Origin of the sequence: Pontivivens ytuae, from assembly GCF_015679265.1 — a bacterium.
Taxonomy (GTDB): domain Bacteria; phylum Pseudomonadota; class Alphaproteobacteria; order Rhodobacterales; family Rhodobacteraceae; genus Pontivivens; species Pontivivens ytuae.
Genome location: NZ_CP064942.1, coordinates 3,501,703 through 3,526,957, shown reverse-complemented (window position 1 = coordinate 3,526,957; position 25,255 = coordinate 3,501,703). Strand labels below are relative to the sequence as shown.

The window sequence follows — 25,255 nt, the reverse complement described above, 5'->3', positions numbered from 1 at the left end:
TTGGCCCCTGCACGGAGAGCCCGCGCGGGAGGATGGCGTGGTTCTAGCGATTTGCACGGTGCGGTCAATTGCAAAGCGCGCGGAAGATCTAATCAAAAACAATGACTTGGAAATTAGGTATCTTAATACCCCATCTCTGAGGAGGTTTTCCGCCGCGTCCGCTGTGGACACGCCCCCGGCGAGACGCTAGGCCCCGCGCAACAATGTTGCGGAACCGCACGGGGGAGGAGCCGGTGATCATCTGCGAGACCAAGGCGGCGCTGCGCGCGGCGCGCGCCGATCTGGCGGGCAGCGTCGGGTTCGTGCCCACCATGGGCTTCCTGCACGAGGGTCACATGAGCCTCGTGCGCGCGGCGAAGGCGGAGTGTGACCGATTCGCCGTCTCGATCTTCGTGAACCCGACGCAGTTCGGCCCGAACGAGGATCTCGCGAGCTACCCGCGCGACCTGCCCCGCGACCTCGCGATGCTGGAGGCGGAGGGCGTGGACCTCGTCTTCACCCCCGGTCCGGAGGAGATCTATTCCGGTGGCGACGTCACCGTCGATCCAGGGCGTCTGGGTCGCATCCTGACGGGAGAGCTGCGCCCCGGTCATTTCGGCGGGGTGGCGACGGTCGTGACCAAGCTCTTCAACCTTGTCCGCCCGGATCGGGCTTACTTCGGTGAGAAGGACTACCAGCAACTCACGCTGATCCGCGCCATGGTCGCCGATCTCGACATGGGGCTGGAGATCCGGGGGATGCCGACGGTGCGGGAGGCGGACGGCCTCGCCATGTCCTCCCGCAACGTGCGCCTGACGCCGGAGCATCGGGCGGAAGCCCCCGTGCTGAACCGCGCTCTGGATACGGCGGAGGCGGCGGGTCTCCGCCCGGTCGCCGAGCTCGCCCGGATCATCCGCGACGTGCTTGATGGTCAGCAGGTGGAAGCGGTGGACATACGCGACGCGCGGACGCTGACGGAGGTCGCGGGCGTGCCGGACGCCCCCGTCGTCGCCCTGCTCGCCGTCCGCTTCGGCACCGTGCTTCTCATCGACCAGAGGGTGATCTCATGAGTGTGCATTCCGACGCGAAGCCCGTTACCGTCCCCGCGATCCGAGTCCGGAAGGGGGCCGAGCCACTGGTCGCGCTGACCGCATATCACGCGCAGGCGGCCTCCTGGGTCGATCCCCATGCGGACATCATCCTCGTGGGCGACTCGCTCGGCATGGTGCTCCACGGCCTGCCCTCCACCGTCGGCGTGCCGCTGGAGATGATGCTGATGCACGGCGCCTCTGCCGTCCGGGGCGCGAAGCGAGCGCTCGTCATCGTGGACCTGCCCTTCGGCACCTATGAGGAAAGCCCAGAGGCCGCCTTCCGCACCGCCGCCCGCGTGATGGCGGAGACCGGTTGCGGCGCGGTGAAGCTCGAGGGCGGCGTGCACATGGCCGAGACCATCGCGAAGCTCACCCGCAGCGGCATCCCGGTGATGGCCCATATCGGCCTGACCCCGCAGGCGACCCACACGATGGGCGGGTTCAAGACCCAAGGCCGCGACCGCGCCGACTGGGACCGCCATGTGGCGGACGCGCAGGCCGTGGCCCAGGCCGGTGCCTTCTCCGTCGTGCTGGAGGGCATGGTCGAACCGCTGGCCCGCCGCATCACCGAAGCGGTGGAGATCCCCACCATCGGCATCGGCGCCTCCCCGGTCTGCGACGGCCAGATCCTGGTGCTGGAGGACATGCTGGGCCTGCACGAGTGGACCCCGAAATTCGTGCGCGAATTCGGTGCGTTGCGCGGCGATATTGATGTCGCAATTACCGCCTATGCGCAGGCGGTGCGGAACCGGACCTTCCCGGGGGAAGCCGAGACCTACGCACCCAAGGACTGAGGGCTGCACTACGTGATTAGGGTCGCGCCCGACCTAGAGGGCGCATGCGAAACACCTCATCTGAGCGCGCGCCCTCAAGTATCGACGTCGCGCTTTCTGTTTCCGAGATCGCCAACGCGCCCTCCGGGGGGAGGTCGGGCGCGGCCCGGCGATGCCGCCGGGCGAGCCAGTGCTCCTCAGCGCCGTCATCCTCGGGCTCGACCCGAGGATCTCCCGTAGTTGGCGATGGCCGGGTCAAGCCCGACCATGACGCTACTGGTACGACCGCCCCGGACCTAATCCGAGGCCTCTCGGACCAACGCACCCCAGTCGCTCCCATCACGACGGTGCGTCACCCAACCTATGCACCCGGCAAAACCCGCCATGCAGCCGTAGAAAAACGCTTGCGCCGAGTCGCCCCTGCCCTTATCTGCCGCTCCACAGGATGACCGATCCCAACCCGATGAGGGGGGCGCTAAGGCATCGCTGGATTCAATCTACTGGTCAGACTTGGAGGACGTCATGCTCGACGCCACCCGGGTCCAACTGGGGACTGGTCTGGAGACAGGCGCCCACGCGGATCACACCGCGCGCGACGAACTGCGTGCAGCAAACACATCCTGTGCCCCCATGGCACGGCAACCGGAAGACATCTTCGACGAGGATCGCGCGGATCACTTCATCCGCCGCGACGGTCGCATCTTCGCCGGCACCCACCTCATCATCGAGGTCGAGGGCGCCGAGGGGCTCGATGACGAGGATCGCATCCAGCAGGCCTTCCGCGATTGCGTGGACACCTGCGGCGCGACGCTCCTCCACATCCACACGCACAAGTTCAGCCCCCAGGGCGTGAGCGGCGTCGCGGTGCTGGCGGAGAGCCACATCTCCGTCCACACGTGGCCCGAGATCGGCTACGGCGCCTTCGACGTGTTCATGTGCGGCGACGCCCAGCCGTGGAAGGCCGTGGACGTGCTGCGCGATGCCTTCGGCGCCCGTGACGTGCGCGTCAAGGAACTGCACCGCGGCGAGGAGGCGGTGGCCGCCGCCCTTTGACGGCCAGCCGCTCCGCCCCACCTGCGGAGCCATGACCGATCCGCTGATCCTGACGCTCGCGCTCGACGAGGAGGCCCAGGGCTTCTTCGAGCGCGAGCGTCGACGCCTCTTTCCGCCGGAGCGCAACATGATCCCCGCGCATCTGAGCCTGTTCCACAAGCTGCCGGGCGAGGAGATCGCGACCGTATCCGATCGGTTGTCGAACGTTGCGGATCGCACGTCACCCCTGCCCCTCGACGTGACCGGCGTGATGTTCCTCGGCCGCGGCTCCGCCTACAGGGTGGAAGGCGCCGACGAGGTGCGCAATGAACTGGCGGCAGGCTGGCAGAACTGGCTGACCCCGCAGGATCGGCAGGGCTTTCGCTGCCATGTCACCGTCCAGAACAAGGTGACCGGCGCCGAGGCGAAACGTACTTTCACTGCCCTGCAGGAGAGCTTCGCGCCCTTCTCCGCCACGGGCATCGGCTTCGACCTCTGGCACTATCGCGGCGGCCCGTGGGAGGCCGCCGGACATTTCCCCTTCCAAGGAGCACCGACATGACCGCCAAGGACAAGGACTGGGCCACCGAGACCCTTCACGACGACTACGCCCAGTCCCTGAAGGTGACGCGCACCCTCTACGACAGCGCGACCGAGCTGCAGCGGATCAAGGTGCTGGAGAACCCCCGCTTCGGTCGCTTCATGACGCTCGACGGTGTGGTGCAGACCACGGAAGGCGACGAGTTCATCTATCACGAGATGATGACCCACGTGCCGATCCTCGCGCACGGGATGGCGCGGAACGTGCTGATCATCGGCGGCGGCGATGGCGGCATCGCGCGGGAGGTGCTGCGCCACGCCGCGGTCGAACACGTGACCATGGTCGAGATCGACGGGGGCGTGGTGGAGTTCTGCAAGGAGCATCTGCCGAGCCTGTCAGCAGGGGCCTTCGACGACCCGCGCCTCGACCTCGTCATCGCGGACGGCGCGGAGTTCGTGGACACCACCGACCGCCGCTTCGACGTCATCATCATCGATTCCACCGATCCGATCGGACCGGGCGAGGTGCTGTTCACCGAGACCTTTTACGGCAAGGCGAAACGCTGCCTGACCGAGGGCGGCATCCTCGTCACCCAGAACGGCGTGCCCTTCCTTCAGGGCGAGGAGCTGACCAACACGATGCGCGCCTTCCGCGCCCTCTTCGCGGACTGGGGCTGCTACCTCGCCACGATCCCGACCTATGCGGGCGGGCCGATGGCGATGGGCTGGGGGACGGACGGGCCGGGGCGCGACGTGACGCTGGCCGAGCTCTCCGCCCGGTTCGCGGAGGCGGGGCTGGCACCGCGCTACTACACGCCCGAGGTTCACAAGGCGGCCTTCGCTTTGCCGGGCTACGTCCTCGCGCTGATGCCGGACTGAGCCCAAGCTATCCCGCCCGTCGATCGCCTGACGGCTCCCTACCGTTGGGCCGGGCGCGCCCGCGGCGCGGGCGAGGTCCGACAATTGCGCTGCCGCAATGCGTCGCGTCGCGATCGGTCTAGGCTCGATGTCCTCCGAAGCAGCACGCGAGGTGCATCATGGCGCGCACGGCTTTCCAGAACGTCGGAACGCTCGACCGGGCGCTCCGCGCGATCCTCGGGACAGCGATGGTCCTGATGGCGCTCAGCTGCCCGTGGGCCATCGCGCAGGGGCCATTCTTCATCTGGGGCATCGGGATCCTCGGGGCCGTCTTCCTCCTGACGGCGGCGACGGGATCCTGCCCGATCTACCGCCTGCTCGGCCTCCGCAGCTAGGGCGCCCCCTCTTCCACCTTGTCCAAGTATCCCCGCCGGAGGCAGCCGACATCGATCAGGGACGCCTCCGGCGGGCGTATTGGAAGAGAGTGATAGGCGGGGCTCAGCGCGCCGGGGGGATCGAGTAGGTGAGGGAGGCCCGGGCGACCACCGCGTCCTCACCGTCCGAGCGCAGAAGCACGTCGCCCACCGCCAGCACCCGGCCGAGCTTCAGGATGCGCACATCGGCAATGAGGTCGCGCCCCGCCGCGGGCTTGCGCATGAAATCGATCGAGCAGTTCGTCGTCACCGTCAGCGCCTGCCGTCCGATCATGCCGAGCACGGCCACGTAGAACCCGCAATCGGCGAGGGAGAACATCGCGGGACCGGAGATCGTGCCCCCCGGCCGCAGGTGATGCTCGCCGACCAGCAAACGCACCCGCGCCTCCAACGGCGCCAGATGCTCCACCTCGAACTCGCCCTGCACCTGCGGAAAGACCTCGGCGAGGAAGTCCTGCACCTCGCCCGCGTTCATCTTGAGGTCCATTGCCGTCTCCGTGCTAAGCTCCGGGCGACACTGGCAAAGGAGCGCCCCCATGTCGATCCTGCTGCGCGAGGATGCCGACGGCATCGCGACGCTGACCCTTAACCAGCCCGAGAAGTTGAACCCGCTGTCGGAGGCGATGCTGGCGGCGCTGCAAGGTCAGTTCGACGCCCTGATGGAGGATCGCGGGACCCGCGCCGTGGTGATCCGCGGCGCAGGCAAGGCGTTTTGCGCCGGTCACGACCTGCGGGAGATGGCAGCCGGGCGGCAGGCGGAGGACGGGGGTGCGGCCTACTTCCGCGAGCTCTTCGCTCAATGCGCGCGGATGATGACGACGATCCCGAAGCTGCCCCAGCCGGTGATCGCCGAGGTCCACGGCATCGCAACGGCGGCAGGCTGCCAGCTCGTGGCCTCCTGCGACATGGCCGTGGCGGCAGAGACGGCGCGCTTCGGGGTGAACGGGGTCAATATCGGCCTCTTCTGCTCGACACCGATGGTGGCGCTGTCGCGGAACATCCCGCGCAAGCACGCCTTCGAGATGCTGACCACGGGCGGTTTCGTGGATGCGGAGCGCGCGGGCGAGTTGGGGCTGGTGAACCGCGTGGTGCCGGAGGCGGAGCTTTCTGGCGCGGCGCAGGAGCTTGCGAAGACCGTGGCGGCCAAGCTCGCCTCCGCCGTACGCGTCGGCAAGCGGGCCTTCTACGATCAGCTCGAGATGGGGCTGGAGGACGCCTACGCCTATACGGGCGAGGTCATGGCGCTCAACATGGCCGACGCGGATACCGCGGAAGGGATCGCCGCGTTTCTCGAGAAGCGCGATGCGCGGTGGAAGAACCCGGACTGAGCAGAGTGGCCAAGGCAAAAGTCTACCTCCACTTGGTACCGCCCCGGACCTGAGCCGGGGCGGTTCCTGAACTGTGAACCCTATTGCACCCCGACGAACGCCCCCTCAGGCCCGCACGCTCTGCGCCCGCGGATAGCTCGCCTCGAACCGGGCCCGTAGCAGCGCGACCCAGAGCAGCACCGCGAGGAACTGGTGGCCGATCGCGAGGTGCCACGGCGCCACGTAGAGCACGGTGATGATCCCCAGCACCACTTGCAGCGCCAGCGCCAGCATCATCCAACCGAAGGCGAGCCGGACCTGGGCGAGCGCCGAGCCCCGCGCGCGCCACCAGACGAAGAGGCCGAACAGGAAGACCGCATAAGCCAGCATCCGGTGGTTGAACTGCACCAGCCCCGCATTCTCGAAGAAATTGCTCCAGACCGGCTCGATATAGAACGGATCGGGCGGCAGGAACTGGCCCGACATCAGCGGCCAGTCCACATAGGTCCGCCCCGCATCGATCCCCGCCACCAGCGCACCGAGCAGGATTTGCACGAACAGGAGCGGCACCATAACCGAGGTCAGCGTAACCAGCCCGCCCTGCCTCTGCCGCCGGGCCTGCAAGATATCGACCTCGTCCCGCCCCAGCCGCAGCACATACCAAGCGATCAGACCGAGGATCACGAACGCGAGGCCGAGATGCGTGGCCAGCCGGTAGCTCGCCACGTCGAGCATCGTGCCCGTCAGCCCGCTCGACACCATCCACCAGCCGATGGCGCCTTGCAGACCACCGAGCGCGCCGAGGCCCAGCAGCCGCGGCGTCCACCCCCGCGGGATTTGCCCGCGCAGGAGGAACCACAGGAAGCCAACGCCCCACACCAGCCCGATCACCCGGCCGAGCTGGCGGTGGCCCCACTCCCACCAGTAGATCACCTTGAACTCGGCCATGCTCATGCCGCGGTTCTGGAGCTGGTATTCGGGGATCGCGCGATACTTCTCGAACTCCGCCTCCCACGCCTCGGCCGACAGCGGCGGGAGCGCGCCGGTCACGGGCCGCCACTCGGTGATCGAAAGCCCACTGTCGGTCAGCCGCGTCAGGCCGCCCACCGCGATCATCACCACGACGAGGACGAAGAGCACCTTGAGCCACGCCGCTATCGCCCGACGCGCCGCCCCTGTATCAGTGGCCTTGGGGGCTGCGGCAGGGGCCTCGCGGCGGGTCTCCCCGACCTCCTCGAAAATGGAGCGTTTCTGGGCCATTCGGGCTCTCCCTTCCAGTTGACGCTGACTTACTCCCGAGACCGAAAGCCCACAAGAGGCCGGCCACGTCACGGATTGACGCGGGCCGCGAGAAGCTCCGCATGCAGCCGCACCGCTTCAGGCCCCGGCGGCGGGTCGCGGCGCAGGCCGAGATGATAGCCCTGCCCCGTCTCCTCCACCCGGTGGCCGAGCGGGACCAGCGCGCCGGAGGCGATCTGCGCGGCGATGAGATCCAGCGAGCCGAGCACCACACCGTCGCCATGCACCGCCGCCTCGATGCCCAGCACGTAGGAGGTGAAGGTGCGCCCGATCCGCAGCGGCGCGCCGTGACCCGCCCGCGCGAACCAGGCCGCCAGTGTCACCCAGTTCGGCCGCACCCGCGCGTAGTCGAGGAGCGGCAGATCGGCGATCTCGGCCAGCGTCAGCGCCGCCGGGTCGTCGACGCCCAGCCGCGCCAGCAGCTCGGGTGCGGCCACCGGCTGCAACCGCTCCGCCATCAGCGGCGCGAGCAGCCAGTCGGGATGCTGGCCGCGGCCGTAAAGGATGGTCAGGTCATGGCTGCGCGCCGCCGCTTCGCTGAGGCTGTCGGTGGTCAGCACTCGAACCGCGAGCTCTGGCCGAGCGCGCAGTTGCGCCGCGAGCCAGAGGTGGGAGACCGAGGTCGCCGCCGCGATCGTCACTGGCGGCGGCGGGGCCGTTCCGCGCAAGGCCGACAGATCGCCCTCAAGGTAGTCGAGCGCCGCCGACACGCTCGCCGCCAGCCGACGCCCCGCATCGGTCAGCGCGATGTTGCGCCCGGCCCGCGCGAACAGCGCCTCGCCCAGATCCGCCTCCAGCGCCTGGATCCGTCGCGAGACGGCGGCCTGCGTGACCAGCAACTCATCCGCAGCGCGGGAGAAGCTGCGATGCCGCACCGCCGCGTCGAACACCCGCAGTGCGTCGAGGGATTTCGGCAGGGCGGGCCGGTACTGCATGATCTGAGCTCATGAAAACACCCGAGACTTTGTGGACTGTAAGCGATCCTGCGCCCCGCGCAAACTCTCCTGAAAACCGTGGGGTGAGAGATGTTCGACATGGGCGCGGTGCCGCGCATCCAGTTCGGGGCCGGTCAGGCCGCGCTGTTGCCCGAGCATGTGGCAAGCTTCGGTGCGCGCGACGTCACTCTCATAGCCGACCCATTTCTCATGCAGGGTGCCGACATCCCGCGCGTCGTCGAAGCGCTTCGCGCCGACGCGATCCGGGTCCGCCTGTTCCATGCGTTCAGCGGGGAGCCGAAGGCGCACCACGTCGCCGCCGCGGCGGACGTAGCCCGCGGCAGTGATCTCGTCATCGGCATCGGCGGCGGCTCGGCGCTCGACGTAGCGAAGCTGGCCGCGACACTCGCAGGGGCGCCCGGCGGCCCGATGGACTACGCCCTCGGCCGCACGCCGCTCCCCGCCGCCCTGCCCAAGATCATGGTGCCGACCACCGCGGGCACGGGGTCGGAGACGTCGGCGACCAACATCTTCTCCTCAGACGCGGGCGAGAAGCTGTGGATCTGGGGGCCGCAGACCCGTGCGGAGCTGGTGATCCTCGACCCTGCGCTGACGGTGAGCCTGCCGCCGCATCTTACCGCCTGGTGCGGCCTCGACGCACTCGTCCATGCCTTCGAGGCCGCGACCAACCGCAACGCCCATGCAGGCGCCGCGCCCTATGCGCTTGATGCCCTGCGCCACATCGCGTGGGCCCTGCCCCGCGCCGTCGCCTGGCCCGACGATATGGAGGCGCGGAGCGCGCTCCTCATCGCGTCCTGCCATGCGGGGATCGCCATCGACGCCTGCGGGACGGCGGTGGCGCACAACCTCTCCCACGCGCTCGCCCGCTTCGCGCCGGTCCACCATGGTCACGCGACGGCCCACGCCTTCGCCGCGAGCCTGCCCTGGCTGATCGAGGCGAGTACGCCGCAGCTGCGCGCCGCGGCCGCCGCCCTCGACTGCGCCCTCTCCGACCTGCCGGAGCGGGTGGAGATCCTGATGGGCGCGGTGGACCTTGGCCCCCTGCCGCAGATCCCGGTCACGCCGGAGGCGCTTATCGCGGAGATGCAGGCCGAGGCCAACGCCCCGATGCTGCGCAACACGGTGCGCGAGGTCACGCCCGCCGACCTCCACCACCTCGCGGAAGCGACGCTCGCCCGCGCGGCCTGAGCCCTTCTTCTTTGTCCTAAATACGCAAACCCGACGTCAGACCGGGATCTCCACCATCTGATCGAAGGCGCCGCGCAGCGCCGCCGACCAGGCCTCGGAGAGTTGGGAGAACGTCTCGTCCCCCTCCTCGATCCGGCGGAGTTGCTCGAACCCGATCCCGTCCTTGCGCATCACCGCGAGGTCCAGCGGCATGCCGACGGAGAGGTTGGAGCGCAGGGTCGAATCCATCGACAAGAGCGCCGCGGTGACACCCATGTTGAGCGGCGTCTCCTCGGTGATCACCCGGTCGAGGATCGGCTTGCCGTATTTGTGCTCCCCGATCTGGAAGTACGGCGTGTCCTCCGTCGCCTCTATGAAGTTGCCCGCCGAATAGACCTGGAAGAGGCGCATCGCGCCGCCCGCCCGCTGGCCCGCGACGACGATGGAGCTCGCCGAGCTCTCCCCGGCGGAGCTCAGTCCCGGACCGTAGCGGCCCATGACGATGCGCATCGCGTCGCCCACGATCTCGGCCACGCGGAACATGGTTGGCGCAGTATAAAGCGTCTCGATCCCGTCCTCGGCCCGCTCGATATTCTCGTCGAGCAGCGAGATCACGGCCTGCGTGATCGCGAGGTTGCCGGCCGTCATCATGCAGATCACCCGGTCGCCCGGCTGCTCCCACGTGAACATCTTCTTGTATTTCGAGATGTTGTCGACACCCGCATTGGTGCGGGTATCGGACAGGCAGATGATGCCGTCCTTCAGCTTGAGCGCGACACAATAGGTCATGGGAGACTCCGGGGATGAAACCGCCGCACTAGTTGCGCGCCCCGGCCCTCAAATCAAGCGCTACTGCACCTGTTCCTGCGACGGCGTGGCCACCGGGCCGTTGAAGCCATAGGCATCGGCCAGTTCGCCCGCCATCCGGTTGGTCTCCACGATCATGTCGGTGAGCCATTCGTGCAGGCCCGCTGCGATGATCTGCTCCACCGTGAGCCGCATGAGCTGGCCGTGAACCGCCTGGGCGTGGGCGCGCACCATGTGCTGGGCGTCGGTCTCGCCCCCGATATCGGCGAGGTTCGCCACAATCTCCGCATAGCAGGTGATGAGCGAGCGCGGGCTGGAGGCATTGAGCACGAGGAAATGCACGACCGCCTGCGGCGTCACACTCTCGCGGTAGGTCCAGCGGAAGGCGCGCAGGGAGTTCGCGGCGCGCAAGAGCTGCACCCATTGCATGTGGTCGAGGCCGCCGCCCACGTCCTGCGCACTCGGCAGCAGCACGTGGTACTTCACGTCGAGCAGGCGCGCGGTCGCGTCCGCCCGCTCCACCGCCTTGCCGAGGCCGATGAAGTTCCAGCCCTCGTCGCGCAGCATTGAGGCTTCGGCCGCGCCGTGGAACAGGAAGCCCTGCGTCTTCACCCAATCGAGGAACTCGGCCAGCCGCCCGCCCGTGACGGCGGAGGGGTTCTTGCGCCGCATATCCGCCCAGGCGGAGTTGAGCACGTCCCAGACCTCCCGCGTCACCGCGATGCGCATGGCGCGCGCGTTCTCCCGCGCGGCCTGCAGGCAGCAGTGGATCGAGGAGGGATTGGTCTCGTCGAAGATGAGGTGGCGCGCCACCTCCTCCATCGTCGCCTGCTTGATGTCGCCCGGAAACGTCTCCTGACAACCACTGGCGATCACGATGGACTCCCATTCGGAGGCGCGGCCCTCCTCGGTGTTGGGGAGGAGGTCCATCCGCCGCCCCGCGTCGAGCAGTCGCGCGACGTTGCCTGCGCGCTCCACATAGCGCGACATCCAGAACAGGCCGTTGGCCGTGCGGCTCAGCATGGGCGCCTCCTATCGGTCCAGAACCCAGGTGTCCTTCACCCCGCCGCCTTGGGAGGAGTTCACGACCAGCGACCCCTCCTTCAGCGCGACACGGGTTAGGCCGCCGGGAATGAGCTTCGTCTCCTGCCCCGAGATCACGAAGGGGCGCAGGTCCACGTGGCGCGGCACGAGACCCTCATCGCCCAGCGTCGGCGCGGCGGAGAGCTTGAGCGTCGGCTGTGCGATGAAGCCCGCCGGGTCCGCCTCGATCCGCTTGCGGTAATCCTCGATCTCCTGCTCGGTCGATTTCGGCCCGATCAGCATGCCGTACCCGCCGGATCCGTGGACCTCCTTCACCACCAGCTCGTGCAGGTTCTCCATGACGTGGGACAGCTCGTCCGGCTTGCCGCAGCGCCAGGTCGGCACGTTGGGCAGGATCGGCTCCTCGCCCAGATAGAAACGGATCATCTCGGGCACGTAGATGTAGATCGCCTTGTCGTCGGCCACGCCGGATCCCGGCGCGTTCACGATCGTCACCCCGCCCGCCTTGTAGGCGTCGATGATCCCCGGCACGCCGAGCATGGAGTCCTTGCGGAACACCTGCGGGTCGAGGAAGGAGTCGTCGATCCGCCGGTAGAGCACGTCGATCCGCTGCGGCCCCTTGGTCGTGCGCATGTAGAGGCGGTGGTTCTCGACGAAGAGATCCGGCCCCTCCACCAGCTCCACCCCCATCAGATCGGCGAGGAAGCTGTGTTCGTAATAGGCGGAGTTGAAATGGCCCGGCGTCAGGATCGCGAGCGTCGGCTCCCCGTCGCAATTGGGGGGCGCGACCGATCGCATGGCGTCTGCCAGCATGTCGCCGTAGTGATCCACCGGCCGCACGATGCCGGAGCGGAAGAGCTCCGGGAACATACGCGCCATCACCTCCCGGTTCTCCAGCACGTAGGAGATGCCCGAGGGCGTGCGGCAATTGTCCTCCAGCACGTAGGAGGTGTCCTCGTCCACCCGTACCAGATCCACGCCGCAGATGTGGGAGAAGATGCCGCCCGGCGGGCGGAACCCCTCCATCACCGGCTCGTAGGCCTCATTGCCGTCGATCAGGTCGGCGGGGACGATCCCCTCCTTCACGATGGCCCGCTCTGTATAGATGTCGGTGAGGAAGGCGTTGAGCGCCCTCGTGCGCTGGATTGAGCCCGCCTCGATCTTCTGCCACTCGGTGCTGGAAAACACCCGCGGAACCATGTCGAAGGGGATCAACCGCTCCGGATCGCCGCCCTCACCGTAGACGGCGAAGGTGATGCCAACGCGGCGGAACAGCGCTTCGGCTTCGGCCCGTTTCTCGTTCAGCGCATCGGGACCGTTCGCCTCCAACCAGTCGGCGATCATGCGATACTCCGGCCTGATCTCCCCATCCCGATACATTTCGTTGAACATGATCGCCTTTCCGGTGGACTTTGCGGGACCGCATCACAGCATTGCCCGAAGAGACTGACACGAAAAGGCGCTTTGCCAAGGGTTGTGAGATCAATTTCGCAGCGGCCCCACGTCCAATGGATGAAAAATGAGCATCAAGATCGCGCTAACGCACCGCACGACCTACCGCTACGACCGACCGATCTTCCTGAATCCGCATGTCGTCCGGCTGCGGCCTGCGCCCCATGCGCGCACCCCGGTGCTGAGCTATTCGATGAAGGTCCAGCCCGATGATCACTTCATCAACTGGCAGCAGGACGCGTTCGCCAACTGGCAGGGGCGGCTCGTCTTTCCCGAACGGACGCGGATCTTCGAGGTCGAGGTCCAGCTCATTGCCGACATGATCGCGATCAACCCCTTCGACTTCTTCGTTGAGGATTATGCGAGCGAGGTCCCCTTCTCCTATCCGGGAGCCCTCAAGAAAGAGCTGTCGATCTACCGCCGCCAGCCGAAGCAGACCCGCACATTCCACGAGTTCCTGGCCCGCGCGCCGAAGCAGGAGGGCTCGGTCAACGACTGGCTGGTCGCGATGAACCAGTACGTGCAACGGGAGATCGAATACACCGTTCGGATGGAGCCGGGCGTGCAGACGCCGAAACAGACCATCCAGAAGGCCCTCGGCTCCTGCCGCGACAGCGCCTGGCTGCTCGTCAACATGCTGCGCGAATGCGGCTACGCGGCGCGCTTCGTCTCGGGTTATCTCGTGCAGCTTACCGCTGATCTGAAGGCCATTGACGGGCCGAGCGGACCGGAGAACGACTTCACCGATCTCCATGCATGGACCGAGGTCTATCTGCCCGGCGCGGGCTGGGTGGGCCTCGACCCGACCTCCGGCCTCTTCGCTGGGGAGGGACACATTCCGCTGGCGGCCACACCCATCCCCTCCTCCGCCGCCCCCATCGCGGGCTCGCTGGAGAAGGCCGATGTGGAGTTCGACTTCGACATGCGCGTCGACCGGATCGAGGAGCCGCCTCGCGTCACCGCCCCGATCAACGAGGCGGACTGGGCCGCGCTCGACCGCACCGGCCACATGATCGACCGTAAGCTCGAGACGGGCGACGTGCGGCTGACCATGGGCGGCGAGCCCACTTTCGTCTCCGCCTACGACCGCGACGGTGCCGAGTGGACGGTGGACGCCGTCGGCCCGACCAAACGCGAGAAGGCCGACCAACTCATCCGCCGCCTGCGCGAGAAGTTCGCGCCAGGTGGCATGCTTCATTACGGCCAGGGCAAGTGGTATCCGGGCGAGCAGCTCCCCCGCTGGGCGTTCTCCCTCTACTGGCGCGACGACGGCATCCCGCTGTGGAAGAACCCCGATCTGGTTGCGACCGAAGGCTCACAGGGCGCGGATGTCAAGACGGCCGAGACCTTCATGAACCACCTCTGCGACGCGCTGGAGGTGGAGCGCGACCTCGCCGCCCCCACCTACGAGGACCCCGCCGCCTTCGCCCTGCGCGAGCAGGAGCTGCCGCCGAACGTGACGCCCGAGGACAACAAGCTGGAGGATCCACAGGAGCGGGCGCGGCTGGTCAAGGTCTTCGAACGCGGTCTTGCCACGCCCACAGCCTACGTGCTGCCGCTGCAATTGGCGCAGGCCAAGGACGGCCGCCGCTTCCGCTGGCGCTCCGAGCGCTGGAAGACCCGGCGCGGCAAGCTCTACCTGATGCCCGGCGACAGCCCCGCCGGCTTCCGCCTGCCGCTGGGCTCGCTGGAGCATCAGAGCGAGGCGCGCCGCATCATGCAGATGCCCTTCGTCCGCGACCCGATGACTCGCCCCGGCCCGCTGCCGCAGACGGCGGAGGGGCGCGCGATCTCCCAACCCACACAGGAGCCTTCGGACGACTGGATGGCCGCCCACACCGTCTTCGTCGATGGCGACCAGCCGGTGCGCACCGCACTGACCGTCGAGCCGCGGGACGGCCGCATCTGCGTCTTCCTGCCGCCGACCGGCACGGCAGAGGAGTATATCGACCTCGTCACCGCGATCGAGGAGACCGCCGCCGAGCTCGAACAGCCCGTCCATGTGGAGGGCTACGAGCCGCCCCGCGACGGCCGCATGAACCTGATCGGCGTGACCCCCGACCCCGGCGTGATCGAGGTCAACATCCAGCCGACCTACACCTGGCCGCATCTGCGGGAGGTGACCGAGACGCTCTACGAGGAAGCCCGCGCCATCGGCCTCGACAGCTTCACCTTCATGGTGGACGGGCGGCCCACCGGCTCCGGCGGCGGCAACCACATCGTCGTGGGCGGGCAGACGCCCGGCGACAGCCCGTTCCTGCGGCGGCCGGATCTCTTGGGCTCCATCATCCGCTACTGGCAGACCCACCCGTCGCTCAGCTACCTCTTCTCCGGCATGTTCATCGGGCCGACCTCGCAGGCGCCCCGCCTCGACGAGGCGCGACACGACAGCCTCTACGAGATGGAGATCGCGCTGAAGGAGGTCGAGCGGCTCGGCGGCAACCCGCCCCTGTGGCTCGTCGACCGGATCTTCCGCCACCTGTTGACGGATCTCACCGGCAACACCCACCGGGCCGAGATCTGTATCGACAAGCTGTTCTCCCCCGACGGCCCCTCCGGCCGCCTCGGCCTCGTGGAGTTCCGCGGGTTCGAGATGCCGCCGCATCCCCGCATGGCCATGGCGCAGTCGCTCATCATCCGCGCCCTGATCGCCTGGTTCTGGGAGACGCCCCACAAGGGCGCGCTCACCCCCCACGGCACACATCTGCACGACAAGTACCTGCTGCCCGAGCACTGCTGGCAGGACTTCCGCCGCGTCCTCGCCGATCTGTCGCAAGCCCATGGCACGCCCTTCGAGGACAGCTGGTTCGCCGCCCAGTACGATTTCCGCTTCCCCGTCGCGGGCCGGGTCGAGGTCGACGGTGCGGAGATCGAGATCCGCTCCGCCATCGAGCCCTGGCTGGTGCTGGGCGAAGAATCGACCGCCGGCGGCACGGCGCGCTTCGTCGACTCATCGGTCGAGCGGCTGCAGGTGAAGCTCACCAACGCCGATCCCCGCTACAAGCTCACCTGCAACGGCTACGCCATCCCGCTGGAGAAAGTCGGCAATGCCCAGATCGGCGGCGTCCGCTTCCGCTCCTGGCAACCGTGGAGCGCCCTGCACCCCACCATCCCGGCCCACGCGCCGCTCACCTTCGACCTCTGGGACAGCATCTCCGGCCGCTCCGTCGGCGGCTGCACCTACCAGGTCCACCACCCCGGCGGCCGTGCCCACGAGACCCGGCCGATCAACGCACTGGAGGCCGAGGGCCGCCGCATCGCCCGGTTCGAGGCGGGCGGCCACAGCCCCAATCTCAGCATGCCCCAATATCTCGGCACGCACCCGGATTTCCCGCGCACGCTGGACCTGCGGCGCACCTGAAGGCGCGGCCCGCCTCCAAAAACCGAGCCGACATGAGTATTTGAGCGAATTCGAAAGCCGCTTCGAATTCGCTCAAATACTCCCGCAGGAGGCGGCTCAACCGTAGAGCTGGTCGGCCCGTTTCTCAAAGGCGCGCACGATCCGGCGCATCGCCTCGTTGAAGACCGCGCCGATGGCAGCCTGCAGCACACGGCTCTTGAACTGGAAGTCCACGTAGAAGTGGACCTTGCAGCCGCCGTCCGGCTTGTCCTCGAACCGCCAGTTGTTGATGAGGTACTTGAACGGCCCGTCGAGATATTCGACGTCGATCGTGTTGGGCTCGGGCTTCATGGTGACGCGGCTCAGGAAGCTCTCGCGGAACACCTTGAAGCTGACGACGAGGTCCGCGTCCACGACCTTGCCCTCCTCGACCTCCCGTTCATGGCGCACGCGACAGGCCGCGACCCAGGGGATGAATTTCGGGTAGGATTCGACATCCGCCACCAGGTCGTAGATCTGGTCGGCCGAATAGGGCATGTCGCGGGTCTCGGAATGGGTCGTCATGTCTGCTCGCTCTGGTCCGGTGCCGTTTTCTGCCGTAAAGAAGCGCCCGCCACAACGGAGAGTTCCATGACACAACCGCTCACCTACGTGATCGACGAGATGATCTCGGCCAAGTCCATCGCCGCGCGCGTGGAAGCATTGGCGCGCGAGATCTCCGATCATTTCGCCGATACGGACAAGCTCGTCGTGGTGGGGCTGTTGCGCGGCTCCTTCGTCTTCATCGCCGACCTGGTGCGTGAGCTGGACCTGCCGGTGGAGGTCGATTTCATCGAGGCGTCCTCATATGGCGACGGCATGGAATCGACCCGCGAGGTGCGGATCCTGAAGGACCTGCGCTCGGGCATCGAGGGGCGCGATGTGCTGGTGGTCGAGGACATCGTGGACACCGGCTTCACCCTCAAGCACGTCACCGGCATGTTGCGCGCCCGCAAGCCCGCCCGGCTGGAGGTTTGCGCGCTGCTCGACAAGCCCTCACGGCGCGAGGCGGACATCCGCGCGACCTGGACCGGCTTCGAGATCCCCGACGAATTCGTCGTCGGCTATGGCATCGATTACGCCCAGCGCAACCGCAACCTGCCCCATATCGGCAAGGTCCGCTTCACCCGGCCGTGAGGCTGACGCGTGGGACAACTTGTCGCGAATTGAGAACCGTTCTAGGTCTTGGGGAGATGCGACCCGGGGGAGCGGCGTGCAACAACCGATGCTGATTGCGGACCGGCCGGAATTCGCGCAGAAGCCGCCGCCGCTGACCTGCAGCCCCGACGACATGATCGAGGCGACCGCCCAGGCGATGTCGGCCTACAACTACGGATGCGCCGTGGTCGTGGATGGCGAGAACGAGGTCATCGGCATCCTGACCGAGCGTGACATCCTGACGCGGGTCGTCGCCGTCCACCGCAGCCCCGCGCAGACGCGCGTCTCCGACGTGATGACCGCCAATCCGCGCACGGGCCGGGCCGATGACGACGTGGTCGACTGGCTGCGCATCATGTCCAACGAACGCTTCCGCCGCCTGCCGATCCTTGATGCGGACGGAAAGCTCGTGGCCCTGTTCACGTTGGGCGATTTCGTCGCCTATACGTGGCCGGAGCTTTTCTGGCGGCCCGCCGCGAACAGCGCGCCGGCGCAGGCCTCGCTCGACATGCGCACGCTGTTGCTGATCGCGGGCAGTGCGGCGGGCTACACGCTGTTGATGGCGCTTCTCTTCAATCTCACCTGACGGAATGCCGCGCTCGCCAGAACGGGCGCGCGGACTAGGTCACATCTCAAACGAATTGGGACAGTGGGAGGAGGCCCATGGCTGAAAACGATCGCGCAATGCGTCTGAAGGACCGTCCGGAGTTCGCCTCGAAGCCCAAGCCCCTGACATTCGCCGCCTCCGCGACCGTGCGGGAGGCCGCGAACGAGATGTCGCGCCTCAACTACGGCTCGGTCTTCGTCGTCGATGGCGAGGAGCGGGTGAAAGGCGTCGTGACCGAGCGCGACCTCATGCGCCGCGTCATCAGCGAGGGCCGCGATCCGGAGACCACGCCGCTCTCCGACATCATGACGAGCGATCCGCGGGTGGCGAAGGAGGATGACGACCTCCTCGAATGGCTGCGCATCATGTCCAACGAGCGCTTTCGCCGCCTGCCGGTCGTGGACAATGACGGTAAGATCAAGGTCGTCTTCACCCAGGGCGATTTCGTCAGCTACACGTGGCCGGACCTGATGTACCAGGTGCGCCAATACGCAAAGGCACAGCTCGCATCCAACTTCCCGCTGGTGCTGATCGCGGGGGGCATCGCGCTCTACACCATCCTGATGGCGCTGATCTTCTCCGTCATGTGAGGCCGCCTGAGCGGTTCCTGTTCCGCCACGGCATCGAGCGCGTCGTCCGTCCGCTGACGGGTGGCGCGCGCAATCATGTCTGGCTGGTGGAGCGGGGCGGTGTGCGGTTCGTGGCGAAGAGCACGCGGCGGAGCGCTGCGGCCTTGTGGTGGCTGCACCGGCTCGAACCTGCGTTGCGAGAGGCGGGACTGCGCACAGCGCTGCCGATTGTGGCACGGGGCCGGATCGTCTTGGAGGGCTGGACGCTGGAGCACTTCATCTCAGGCCGCCCGGCTGGGGTGCAGGACATAGCGGCGCTCCGCCCTGCCCTCCTGCATCTTCACCGCCTAACCCGGAACATCCCGCAGCGTCCCGGATTCTGCGCGGCCCGCGAGTTGCCGCGGGTTTTTCGAAGTGGAGATGCCGTGCTGCCGAGCCGCAGCGGGCCTTTGGTGAAAACGTTGCGCGCCCTGCCCCAAGGCCCTCATGGCGCCGTTCACGCAGAGCTCAACCCATCCAACATCATCCTGACGGACACCGGGCCGTGCCTCATCGACTGGGACGAAGCGCGCCGGGATCTCGCGCTGTTCGATCAGGCACCAAGCCAACACGCCTCCGCCCGCGCGGCGTTCGAAGTCGCAAGCTGCTGGCAGGTGGAGCCGCGCCGGACGATCGCGCTCGCCCGCCGTGCTTAGTTCGCCATGTCGTAGAGCCGCTCGCTCAGGGTACCGACGGCTACCGGATTGCCGGACGCGGCCCAGCCCTTGATCGATTCGGGGTAGAGCTTCACGTTCGCGATCCCCGCGACCTCGGAGGCGTAGAACCAGTTCACCGCCGAGAGCGTGCCGTCCGAGCAGAAGTTGACCACCGGGATCTCCTCCCAAGCTACGTCGACGTTCTTCAACCGGTCGAGCACTTCGAGCTCGCGCAGCCCGCTCTCCTCGATCATCGCGGCGCGGTGGGTCTGCATGCCTTCGAGGTTCTGCGCTCCGTGGATGGTGGAGGGGACGACCACGCCGCCCTCCTGCTCCGGCCGGAAGAAGCCCGCGGGCCGGCCGTCGAGCAGCGCGCCCTCCATCTGACCCGTCGCGATCGCCGCGACCTCCAGCGGCGTGGCGCGCCAGGTGGTGGCGAGCGTGACGCTGACCTCCTGCGGCTGCGGGACCGCGGAACCATAGTCGATGGTCCGGCCTTCCGACGCCCAGCGCGCGCCACCGCCTTCGAGCAGGGCAAGCTCGGTGAAGCCCGCCGATTTCAGAATCCAGTAGACGAAGGCCCCGCGCGCGAAATGCATCACATGATCCTTCGCCGCGACGATGACTGTGGGCCGCTCTGGGTCGAGCCCCGCCTCGCTCAGGATCTGCGACAGTGCCGCATCGCTCGGCGGGGCACCGGGGTTGTCGCCAGGCCCGCGCCACTGGTCGAAGGAGAGGGCGAGACTGCCGGGGATATAGCCGAACTCGACGCCGTCCCCCTCCCGCCGCAGGTCGACGATCTGGAGCCGCGGATCGCCGAGGATCCCGGCCAGCGCCTCCGTCGTCATCAGGGGCTCGAGCGTCAGCGGCGCTTCCGGCTCCGGCTCGGCCACCACGACCTCCTCGACCGGCGGCGGTGCGACCTCGGGCACCTGCAGCGACGAGATATCGGCCGAGACCGGTGTGAACTCGTCATCCAGGCAGGGAATCGCGAGGACCGCGCCCACGCGCAGCAATTCGGGGCGCGGCCCGATCACCGCCATGTTCGCCTCGTGGATCAGCGGATAGAGCGTGCGGTCGCCATAGGCCTGGAACGCGATCAGGCTGAGCGTCTCACCGGACTGAACAGGGTGCGAATAGTTGCAATTCTGTTCTGCTAAAGCGGGCGAACCGGCGGCGACAAAGGCTGAAAGCACAGCAAAACAAGGCGATCTCACGACCGATACCTCCCCACGTTTGTTCATTTGGGGAAACGGTACCACGGAAGAAGTGCATTTTACACGATTATGGCGAAATTTCGCCGAATGCTCGCCTTAAAGTTGCGTTGCCGCCTCAGCGAATCTGCGCCGCCCCAACGGGGGACAGGCGGAATGCCTCACCCCTGCTGGAGCTTCGCGAGCCGCGCTTCCCGCAGCCGCGCGAAGTCGTCGCCCGCGTGGTAGCTCGACCGCGTCAGCGGCGTGGCGGATACCATGAGGAAGCCCTTGCCGTAGGCAGCCTTCTCATAGCTCGCGAACTCCTCGGGCGTGACGAAGCGGTCCACCGCATGGTGCTTCGGCGTCGGCTGGAGGTACTGGCCGATGGTCAGGAAATCGATATCGGCGGCGCGCATGTCATCCATCACCTGGTGCACGGCCTGCTTGTCCTCGCCAAGGCCCACCATGATCCCCGACTTGGTGAACATGGAAGGATCGAGTTCCTTGACCCGCTGCAACAGCCGCAGGGAGTGGAAGTAGCGCGCACCGGGCCGGACCTCCGGATAGAGCCCCGGCACGGTTTCGAGGTTGTGGTTGAAGACGTCCGGTTTCGCCTCGACCACCACCTCCAGCGAGCCCGGCTTCGACTTGATGAAATCGGGCGTCAGGATCTCGATCGTGGTCTCGGGCGCCTTGCGCCGGATCGCACGGATGGTCTGGGCAAAGTGCTCCGCCCCGCCATCGTCGATATCGTCGCGGTCGACGGAGGTGATGACGACGTGGTTCAGCCCCAGCTTCTCGACCGCCTGCGCGACGCGGCCCGGCTCGAACACGTCGAGCGCATCGGGCCGCCCCGTCGCGATGTTGCAGAAGGTGCAGCCGCGCGTGCAGATGTCGCCCATGATCATCATGGTGGCGTGGCCCTGGGACCAGCACTCGCCGACATTCGGACAGCCCGCCTCCTCGCACACGGTGACGAGGTTGTTGTCCCGCATGATCTTCGCCGTGTCGCGATAGCCCTTGGAGTTGGGCGCCTTCACCCGGATCCAGTCCGGCTTCTTCGGCTGGGCATTGTCGGGGCGATGCGCCTTTTCCGGGTGACGCTCGGCGGGGATCTTCAGGTCGCGCGGTGCCATGGGGCCCTCCATTCTTGGACCTGTCATAAGCCCTTAGGTCGGGCTTGTCATCGCGACCGTCAAGCGCGCCGCCCCGCCATGCGTCCCGTGCAAGGCCCGGAAACGATCTGTTGAACGCGCCGGGCTCGACGCGGGGCGGGCGGCGCACAGTTCGTGGAGCATAGAAACGGGAGGTTCCGACATGACCGAGTTCAACATGACCCGCCGCGGCGCGCTGGCACTTGGGGCAGCCGCGATGGCCACGCCCGCCCTGCCCGCCGCCCCGATGCTGGGCCCCGACCGCCCGGTGCACCGCCGCATCGTGCTGGGCGATTTCGAGGTGACGACGCTGCTCGATGGCGTCGCCCCGCGCGACAACCCGCACGAGATCTTCGGCACCGACCAGGATCCGGCCACGGTGCAGGAGCTGTTGGCCGAGAACAACCTGCCCACCGGCGTTGCCGAGTTCACCTTCGTGCCCACCCTCGTGAACACCGGCGAGAGCCTGATCCTCTTCGACACCGGCAATGGCCAGGGCGCGCGGCCGGGCCGCGGCCTGCTGCGCGAGAGGCTGGCGGCGGCAGGTTACACGCCCGAGCAGGTGGATACCGTCGTCCTCACCCACATGCACCCCGACCATATCGGCGGCATGATGGAGGACGGCGCGTCGGCCTTCCCCAACGCCGACTACGTGACGGCGGCCGCCGAGTGGGACTTCTGGTCCAGCGAGGACCGCGTCGGCACGCCGGGCGAGCGGGTCCACACCCTCTTCAACCAGATGGTCCTGCCGGTCGCCGAGCGCACCCGCATGATCACGCCGGGCGACAGCGTGGTGAGCGGTGTGGAGGCGGTGGACGCCTCCGGCCACACGCCAGGCCACATGGCCTACCATATCGAGAGCAATGGGCAGCGCCTGATGCTGATCGCGGACGCCGCGAACCACTTCGTCCTGTCCATGGAACGGCCGGACTGGGAAGTGCTCTTCGACCTCGACAAGGCCGCAGCCGCCCAGACCCGCCGCAGCCTGCTGGGCCAGGTCGCGGCGGACGGCATTCCCTTCGTCGGCTATCACATGCCCTTCCCCGGCATGGGCTATCTCGAAGCGTCGGGCGACGGCTTCGCCTACGAGGCGGCGAGCTACCAACTCAACCTCTGACGAGGGTTTTCGGCCGGGAACTCCGGTCCAAAAGTCTTCGTGCAAAGACTTTGGCCCGCGGCGCTCAGACCGGCGCCGCGGGCGGGAACAGGAACGATTTCAGCAGTTCCATCGCCGCGAACGCCTCCTCGCCCGGTGCCGCGACGAACAGCGTCGTGTTATGCGCCTCCAGGTAGGCCCATTCGGCCGAGAACGCGCCGTTGCCGCCATCGTGCCAGAAGACGCGGCCAAGCTCCGGCACCTCCTCGACCACCAGACCGTAGCCGTAGAAGGAGCTCTCCTCCGCATCCTCCGCCACATGCGCGGACAGCGCCCGCTGCACGAGATCGTCACCCACGATCCGGCCACCGCGAAACGCCTCCTCGAAGGCGAGGAAGCCCGCCGGCGTCGCGATGAGCCCGCCATTGCCGATCAGGTGCCAGCCCGGCGGCCCGCCACCCCAGCTCGCCGCGCGGATCGTGTCGCCGCCCGGCGCACTCAGCGCCCGGCCGGTGTCGAGCACGCCGTCATAGCCCATCGATGGCAGCCCCGCCTCGGTGAGCATCGCCGCCAGCCGATCCGCATAGCTCTCCCCACCCGCCGTCTCGACGATCGCCGCGAGCACGCCGTAGCCCACGTTGGAGTAGAGGTACTGGCCCGGCGGCCCCTCCAGCCCGGCCTCGAAGGCGCGGGCGAGATAGGCCGACCGGCCGATCACCTCGTCATCGTCGCCGATCGCCTCTGGGAACCCCGCGCTGTGGGTCAGGAGCTGGTGGACGGTGATGCCCGCCTTGTCCTCCGGCACGTCCGGCAGCAGATCGGCCAGCGGCGTGTCGAGGGCAAAAAGCCCCGCCTCCACCGCGTCGAGCACCAGAACCGCCGTCACCGTCTTCGTGATCGAGTTGAGATCGACCTGCACGTCACCGGCGGCCACGCCCTCCGGCACGACATCGCCGGTAGCGGCCACCACCGACGCGCCTTCCCGCGCATAGCCGGCGACGACGCCCGCACCCTGCTCTTCCAATGCGGCAAGGGCTGCGGACCACCGCGCCTCGAAGGGCTGGTCGGCGAGGCCCTCAGGCATGTCCACCCCTCGAGGACCCCAGAACAGGGTCGCGACCACAGCCGCTGCGAACAGGGCCGACGCCCCGGCCCAGATGCGATTGAACACGCTGACCTCCGGCTGCCTCTCCGCCAGAGATGGGCGACCGGGGATCTCGGCGAAAGACCCGCGCGGCCTCAGGCCACGGTCAGCGCCACGCGGCCGAGCCCCTCGACCTCCATAACCGCCTCCTGCCCCGCCGCAATGGGCAGAAGCGGCGTATGCGAACCGCAGAGCACCACCTGCCCCTCGCGGAACCGCTCCCCGCGCGCGGCGAAGAGGTTGGCGAGGTAAGCCAGCGCTTCGAGCGGCGGCTGCGGCGCGGTGTCCTCGGCATCGAGCACCACCTCACCGCCGATGGTCACGCGACAGCGCCCGATCCCGGCTCCCGTCGCGGTGCCCAGCACGAGCCCCGCATTGAACACCCCCTGCGCCACGATGGTCGGCCCGTGGGTCGAGGTCACATCGCGCCGGTCCAGAACCTCGAAGGCGGGCACCAGCCGCTCGACGAACGGCGCGACACTTGCCGCATCATGCGGCCCCTCCGGCAGATCGGCGGCGAGGACCGCCGCGATCTCCGGCTCCAGGTTGAGCTGGCGGAACTCGGCGGCCTGCAGCGCGGCGCCATCGCTGCGGATCTGCGAGGCGAGCACGCGCGCCGCACCCGGCGCCTCCACCCCGAATTTTTCCATCAACGCAGGGACATTCCACGCGATCTTCCACCCGCCCGTCTCGCCCTGCAGGGCAGCGAGCCGATCCTGGATCGCGTAGGCCACGTCCATGTCCGGAATGTCGTCATAGGCCACGAAGGGGGTCCGGTCGGCGCGCGCCGCCGCGATCTCCCGCGCTCTGTCGTCAAAGTTCATTCGCCCGCATCCACCTTGAGCCGCGTCTGGTAGGCCGCCGAGATATGGGCCCGCGCCGCGTCATCCGCCGCCGTCCCGTCCCGCGCCTCGATCGCCTTCACGATCGCCTCGTGCTCCGCCATGGCATCGGGGCTGCGGCCCTCCGCAGCAAAGGAGGTAAAGGTCAGCAGCGCCATCGAGCGGCGCACGGACTCAAGCTGCCGGATCAGGAAGCGGTTGTGCGAGGCGAGGTGGATCTGCCGGTGAAACCGCTTGTTTGCCCGGCTGAGCGCCTGCGGATCGTCCATCAGCTTCCGGTCCGCGGCGATCATCTCGTAGAGCACCGCGATCTCCTCGGGTGCTGCGTGCTGCGCAGCGAGGCGCGCCGCCAGCCCCTCCAGCTCCGCCCGCACGGTGTAGAGTTCGCCAAGCTGGTCGTGGTCGAGGGAGGCGACGATCAGGCTGCGCCCGTCGCGCGCCAGCACCCCTTGCGTCTCCAACCGTTGCAGCGCCTCGCGGATCGGGGTGCGCGACATGCCCAGCCGCTCGGCCAGCTCGCTTTCCACCAGCCGGTCGCCGGGGCGGTAGTCGCCAAGGTCGATGGCCGCGAGGATGCGGCCATAGGCGTCGGACGGGGACGGGTCGGTCATCGGGGCGATCTCACGGTATGCCATCGTGAACATATGTGGATGGCGGTATGCGGCCGTGTCAACAG

General features: G+C 67.8%; 26 protein-coding genes. 14 read left to right on the top strand and 12 right to left on the bottom strand.

Annotated elements, in window-relative coordinates; translation table 11 throughout:
* Positions 1 to 233 precede the first annotated feature (233 nt).
* From panC to I0K15_RS17505, 6 genes are all read left to right on the top strand, one after another.
* The gene (gene panC / locus I0K15_RS17530; protein WP_230374172.1) at positions 234 to 1,049 is read left to right on the top strand and encodes a pantoate--beta-alanine ligase; all 816 of its coding nucleotides are present in this window, start codon (positions 234 to 236) and stop codon (positions 1,047 to 1,049) included.
* Positions 1,046 to 1,864 (top strand): 3-methyl-2-oxobutanoate hydroxymethyltransferase, encoded by an 819-nt coding sequence (gene panB / locus I0K15_RS17525; RefSeq protein WP_196102769.1) that lies wholly within the window; start codon positions 1,046 to 1,048, stop codon positions 1,862 to 1,864. The genes panC and panB overlap by 4 nt, the downstream gene beginning before the upstream one ends.
* A gap of 609 nt (positions 1,865 to 2,473) precedes the next feature.
* The gene (speD, locus tag I0K15_RS17520; protein WP_230374171.1) at positions 2,474 to 2,896 is read left to right on the top strand and encodes an adenosylmethionine decarboxylase; all 423 of its coding nucleotides are present in this window, start codon (positions 2,474 to 2,476) and stop codon (positions 2,894 to 2,896) included.
* Positions 2,897 to 2,927: 31 nt separating this feature from the next.
* A complete protein-coding gene (locus I0K15_RS17515) occupies positions 2,928 to 3,437 on the top strand; it encodes a 2'-5' RNA ligase family protein (protein WP_196102767.1) in 510 nt (169 codons plus the stop codon).
* Entirely contained in the window at positions 3,434 to 4,294 is an 861-nt protein-coding gene (gene speE / locus I0K15_RS17510) for a polyamine aminopropyltransferase (protein ID WP_196102766.1), read from the top strand. The genes I0K15_RS17515 and speE overlap by 4 nt, the downstream gene beginning before the upstream one ends.
* A 158-nt stretch (positions 4,295 to 4,452) precedes the next feature.
* Positions 4,453 to 4,668, top strand: a complete 216-nt coding sequence (locus I0K15_RS17505; protein WP_196102765.1) for a YgaP family membrane protein — start codon at positions 4,453 to 4,455, stop codon at positions 4,666 to 4,668.
* Between the two features lie 103 nt (positions 4,669 to 4,771).
* On the opposite strand, the gene I0K15_RS17500 is transcribed toward I0K15_RS17505, so the two are convergent.
* The gene (locus tag I0K15_RS17500) at positions 4,772 to 5,194 is read right to left on the bottom strand and encodes a PaaI family thioesterase (RefSeq protein WP_196102764.1); all 423 of its coding nucleotides are present in this window, start codon (positions 5,192 to 5,194) and stop codon (positions 4,772 to 4,774) included.
* A 49-nt stretch (positions 5,195 to 5,243) separates the two neighbouring features.
* Between I0K15_RS17500 and I0K15_RS17495 the strand changes: the two genes are divergently transcribed.
* Complete coding sequence (locus I0K15_RS17495) at positions 5,244 to 6,035, top strand: enoyl-CoA hydratase (protein ID WP_196102763.1); 792 nt, start codon at positions 5,244 to 5,246, stop codon at positions 6,033 to 6,035.
* 105 nt (positions 6,036 to 6,140) lie between these two features.
* On the opposite strand, the gene ctaA is transcribed toward I0K15_RS17495, so the two are convergent.
* Together ctaA and I0K15_RS17485 are read right to left on the bottom strand one after the other, a co-directional pair.
* Entirely contained in the window at positions 6,141 to 7,274 is a 1,134-nt protein-coding gene (gene ctaA, locus I0K15_RS17490) for a heme A synthase (protein WP_196102762.1), read from the bottom strand.
* A gap of 68 nt (positions 7,275 to 7,342) precedes the next feature.
* Positions 7,343 to 8,248 (bottom strand): LysR family transcriptional regulator, encoded by a 906-nt coding sequence (locus tag I0K15_RS17485; protein ID WP_196102761.1) that lies wholly within the window; start codon positions 8,246 to 8,248, stop codon positions 7,343 to 7,345.
* Positions 8,249 to 8,338: 90 nt separating this feature from the next.
* Between I0K15_RS17485 and I0K15_RS17480 the strand changes: the two genes are divergently transcribed.
* Positions 8,339 to 9,457: an iron-containing alcohol dehydrogenase gene (locus I0K15_RS17480; RefSeq protein ID WP_196102760.1), complete on the top strand. Its 1,119-nt coding sequence runs from the start codon at positions 8,339 to 8,341 to the stop codon at positions 9,455 to 9,457.
* A gap of 36 nt (positions 9,458 to 9,493) precedes the next feature.
* Here I0K15_RS17480 and I0K15_RS17475 read toward each other — a convergent pair whose 3' ends face one another.
* Genes I0K15_RS17475 through I0K15_RS17465 form a run of 3 tightly spaced genes read right to left on the bottom strand, consistent with a single transcriptional unit; the run spans position 9,494 to position 12,679 of the window.
* Positions 9,494 to 10,225 (bottom strand): proteasome-type protease, encoded by a 732-nt coding sequence (locus I0K15_RS17475; protein ID WP_196102759.1) that lies wholly within the window; start codon positions 10,223 to 10,225, stop codon positions 9,494 to 9,496.
* Positions 10,226 to 10,285: 60 nt separating this feature from the next.
* Positions 10,286 to 11,266 (bottom strand): alpha-E domain-containing protein, encoded by a 981-nt coding sequence (locus I0K15_RS17470; protein ID WP_196102758.1) that lies wholly within the window; start codon positions 11,264 to 11,266, stop codon positions 10,286 to 10,288.
* Between the two features lie 9 nt (positions 11,267 to 11,275).
* The gene (locus I0K15_RS17465) at positions 11,276 to 12,679 is read right to left on the bottom strand and encodes a circularly permuted type 2 ATP-grasp protein (RefSeq protein ID WP_196102757.1); all 1,404 of its coding nucleotides are present in this window, start codon (positions 12,677 to 12,679) and stop codon (positions 11,276 to 11,278) included.
* Between the two features lie 127 nt (positions 12,680 to 12,806).
* Between I0K15_RS17465 and I0K15_RS17460 the strand changes: the two genes are divergently transcribed.
* Entirely contained in the window at positions 12,807 to 16,100 is a 3,294-nt protein-coding gene (locus I0K15_RS17460; protein ID WP_196102756.1) for a transglutaminase family protein, read from the top strand.
* Positions 16,101 to 16,196: 96 nt separating this feature from the next.
* Here the strand turns inward: I0K15_RS17460 and I0K15_RS17455 are convergent, their stop codons facing one another.
* Positions 16,197 to 16,643, bottom strand: a complete 447-nt coding sequence (locus I0K15_RS17455; RefSeq protein ID WP_196102755.1) for a type II toxin-antitoxin system RatA family toxin — start codon at positions 16,641 to 16,643, stop codon at positions 16,197 to 16,199.
* A gap of 66 nt (positions 16,644 to 16,709) precedes the next feature.
* On the opposite strand from I0K15_RS17455, the gene hpt reads away from it, so the two are divergent.
* The 4 genes from hpt to I0K15_RS17435 all read left to right on the top strand — a co-directional run bounded on the left by hpt (position 16,710) and on the right by I0K15_RS17435 (position 19,147).
* Complete coding sequence (gene hpt / locus I0K15_RS17450; protein ID WP_196102754.1) at positions 16,710 to 17,255, top strand: hypoxanthine phosphoribosyltransferase; 546 nt, start codon at positions 16,710 to 16,712, stop codon at positions 17,253 to 17,255.
* A 76-nt stretch (positions 17,256 to 17,331) separates the two neighbouring features.
* Positions 17,332 to 17,862, top strand: a complete 531-nt coding sequence (locus I0K15_RS17445) for a CBS domain-containing protein (protein WP_196102753.1) — start codon at positions 17,332 to 17,334, stop codon at positions 17,860 to 17,862.
* A gap of 77 nt (positions 17,863 to 17,939) precedes the next feature.
* Positions 17,940 to 18,473, top strand: a complete 534-nt coding sequence (locus I0K15_RS17440; protein ID WP_196102752.1) for a CBS domain-containing protein — start codon at positions 17,940 to 17,942, stop codon at positions 18,471 to 18,473.
* Entirely contained in the window at positions 18,470 to 19,147 is a 678-nt protein-coding gene (locus I0K15_RS17435) for a phosphotransferase (protein ID WP_196102751.1), read from the top strand. The genes I0K15_RS17440 and I0K15_RS17435 overlap by 4 nt, the downstream gene beginning before the upstream one ends.
* On the opposite strand, the gene I0K15_RS17430 is transcribed toward I0K15_RS17435, so the two are convergent.
* Both I0K15_RS17430 and lipA read right to left on the bottom strand, forming a co-directional pair.
* Positions 19,144 to 20,364: a rhodanese-like domain-containing protein gene (locus tag I0K15_RS17430; protein ID WP_196102750.1), complete on the bottom strand. Its 1,221-nt coding sequence runs from the start codon at positions 20,362 to 20,364 to the stop codon at positions 19,144 to 19,146. The two genes, I0K15_RS17435 and I0K15_RS17430, sit on opposite strands and share 4 nt — an antisense overlap.
* A 158-nt stretch (positions 20,365 to 20,522) precedes the next feature.
* Positions 20,523 to 21,479: a lipoyl synthase gene (gene lipA / locus I0K15_RS17425; protein WP_196102749.1), complete on the bottom strand. Its 957-nt coding sequence runs from the start codon at positions 21,477 to 21,479 to the stop codon at positions 20,523 to 20,525.
* A 181-nt stretch (positions 21,480 to 21,660) separates the two neighbouring features.
* Here lipA and I0K15_RS17420 point away from each other — a divergent pair, with 181 nt between their 5' ends.
* Positions 21,661 to 22,614, top strand: a complete 954-nt coding sequence (locus tag I0K15_RS17420; protein WP_196102748.1) for an MBL fold metallo-hydrolase — start codon at positions 21,661 to 21,663, stop codon at positions 22,612 to 22,614.
* Between the two features lie 64 nt (positions 22,615 to 22,678).
* Here the strand turns inward: I0K15_RS17420 and I0K15_RS17415 are convergent, their stop codons facing one another.
* The 3 genes from I0K15_RS17415 to I0K15_RS17405 all read right to left on the bottom strand — a co-directional run bounded on the left by I0K15_RS17415 (position 22,679) and on the right by I0K15_RS17405 (position 25,190).
* A complete protein-coding gene (locus I0K15_RS17415) occupies positions 22,679 to 23,764 on the bottom strand; it encodes a serine hydrolase domain-containing protein (protein ID WP_196102747.1) in 1,086 nt (361 codons plus the stop codon).
* Positions 23,765 to 23,832: 68 nt separating this feature from the next.
* Complete coding sequence (locus I0K15_RS17410; protein WP_196102746.1) at positions 23,833 to 24,561, bottom strand: 2-keto-4-pentenoate hydratase; 729 nt, start codon at positions 24,559 to 24,561, stop codon at positions 23,833 to 23,835.
* Positions 24,558 to 25,190, bottom strand: coding sequence for a GntR family transcriptional regulator (locus I0K15_RS17405; protein ID WP_196105517.1), 633 nt, complete (start codon positions 25,188 to 25,190; stop codon positions 24,558 to 24,560). Before I0K15_RS17405 ends, I0K15_RS17410 begins: the two co-directional genes overlap by 4 nt.
* Between the last annotated feature and the right edge of the window lie 65 nt (positions 25,191 to 25,255).

What these genes read in the sequence shown, in the direction of transcription:
- panB (WP_196102769.1), top strand. Translation starts at nt 1,046, where the DNA reads ATGAGTGTGCATTCCGACGCGAAGCCCGTTACCGTCCCCGCGATCCGA.
- speD (WP_230374171.1), top strand. Translation starts at nt 2,474, where the DNA reads ATGGCACGGCAACCGGAAGACATCTTCGACGAGGATCGCGCGGATCAC.
- I0K15_RS17515 (WP_196102767.1), top strand. Translation starts at nt 2,928, where the DNA reads ATGACCGATCCGCTGATCCTGACGCTCGCGCTCGACGAGGAGGCCCAG.
- speE (WP_196102766.1), top strand. Translation starts at nt 3,434, where the DNA reads ATGACCGCCAAGGACAAGGACTGGGCCACCGAGACCCTTCACGACGAC.
- I0K15_RS17505 (WP_196102765.1), top strand. Translation starts at nt 4,453, where the DNA reads ATGGCGCGCACGGCTTTCCAGAACGTCGGAACGCTCGACCGGGCGCTC.
- I0K15_RS17500 (WP_196102764.1), bottom strand. Translation starts at nt 5,194, where the DNA reads ATGGACCTCAAGATGAACGCGGGCGAGGTGCAGGACTTCCTCGCCGAG.
- I0K15_RS17495 (WP_196102763.1), top strand. Translation starts at nt 5,244, where the DNA reads ATGTCGATCCTGCTGCGCGAGGATGCCGACGGCATCGCGACGCTGACC.
- ctaA (WP_196102762.1), bottom strand. Translation starts at nt 7,274, where the DNA reads ATGGCCCAGAAACGCTCCATTTTCGAGGAGGTCGGGGAGACCCGCCGC.
- I0K15_RS17485 (WP_196102761.1), bottom strand. Translation starts at nt 8,248, where the DNA reads ATGCAGTACCGGCCCGCCCTGCCGAAATCCCTCGACGCACTGCGGGTG.
- I0K15_RS17480 (WP_196102760.1), top strand. Translation starts at nt 8,339, where the DNA reads ATGTTCGACATGGGCGCGGTGCCGCGCATCCAGTTCGGGGCCGGTCAG.
- I0K15_RS17475 (WP_196102759.1), bottom strand. Translation starts at nt 10,225, where the DNA reads ATGACCTATTGTGTCGCGCTCAAGCTGAAGGACGGCATCATCTGCCTG.
- I0K15_RS17470 (WP_196102758.1), bottom strand. Translation starts at nt 11,266, where the DNA reads ATGCTGAGCCGCACGGCCAACGGCCTGTTCTGGATGTCGCGCTATGTG.
- I0K15_RS17465 (WP_196102757.1), bottom strand. Translation starts at nt 12,679, where the DNA reads ATGTTCAACGAAATGTATCGGGATGGGGAGATCAGGCCGGAGTATCGC.
- I0K15_RS17460 (WP_196102756.1), top strand. Translation starts at nt 12,807, where the DNA reads ATGAGCATCAAGATCGCGCTAACGCACCGCACGACCTACCGCTACGAC.
- I0K15_RS17455 (WP_196102755.1), bottom strand. Translation starts at nt 16,643, where the DNA reads ATGACGACCCATTCCGAGACCCGCGACATGCCCTATTCGGCCGACCAG.
- hpt (WP_196102754.1), top strand. Translation starts at nt 16,710, where the DNA reads ATGACACAACCGCTCACCTACGTGATCGACGAGATGATCTCGGCCAAG.
- I0K15_RS17440 (WP_196102752.1), top strand. Translation starts at nt 17,940, where the DNA reads ATGGCTGAAAACGATCGCGCAATGCGTCTGAAGGACCGTCCGGAGTTC.
- lipA (WP_196102749.1), bottom strand. Translation starts at nt 21,479, where the DNA reads ATGGCACCGCGCGACCTGAAGATCCCCGCCGAGCGTCACCCGGAAAAG.
- I0K15_RS17420 (WP_196102748.1), top strand. Translation starts at nt 21,661, where the DNA reads ATGACCGAGTTCAACATGACCCGCCGCGGCGCGCTGGCACTTGGGGCA.
- I0K15_RS17410 (WP_196102746.1), bottom strand. Translation starts at nt 24,561, where the DNA reads ATGAACTTTGACGACAGAGCGCGGGAGATCGCGGCGGCGCGCGCCGAC.
- I0K15_RS17405 (WP_196105517.1), bottom strand. Translation starts at nt 25,190, where the DNA reads ATGACCGACCCGTCCCCGTCCGACGCCTATGGCCGCATCCTCGCGGCC.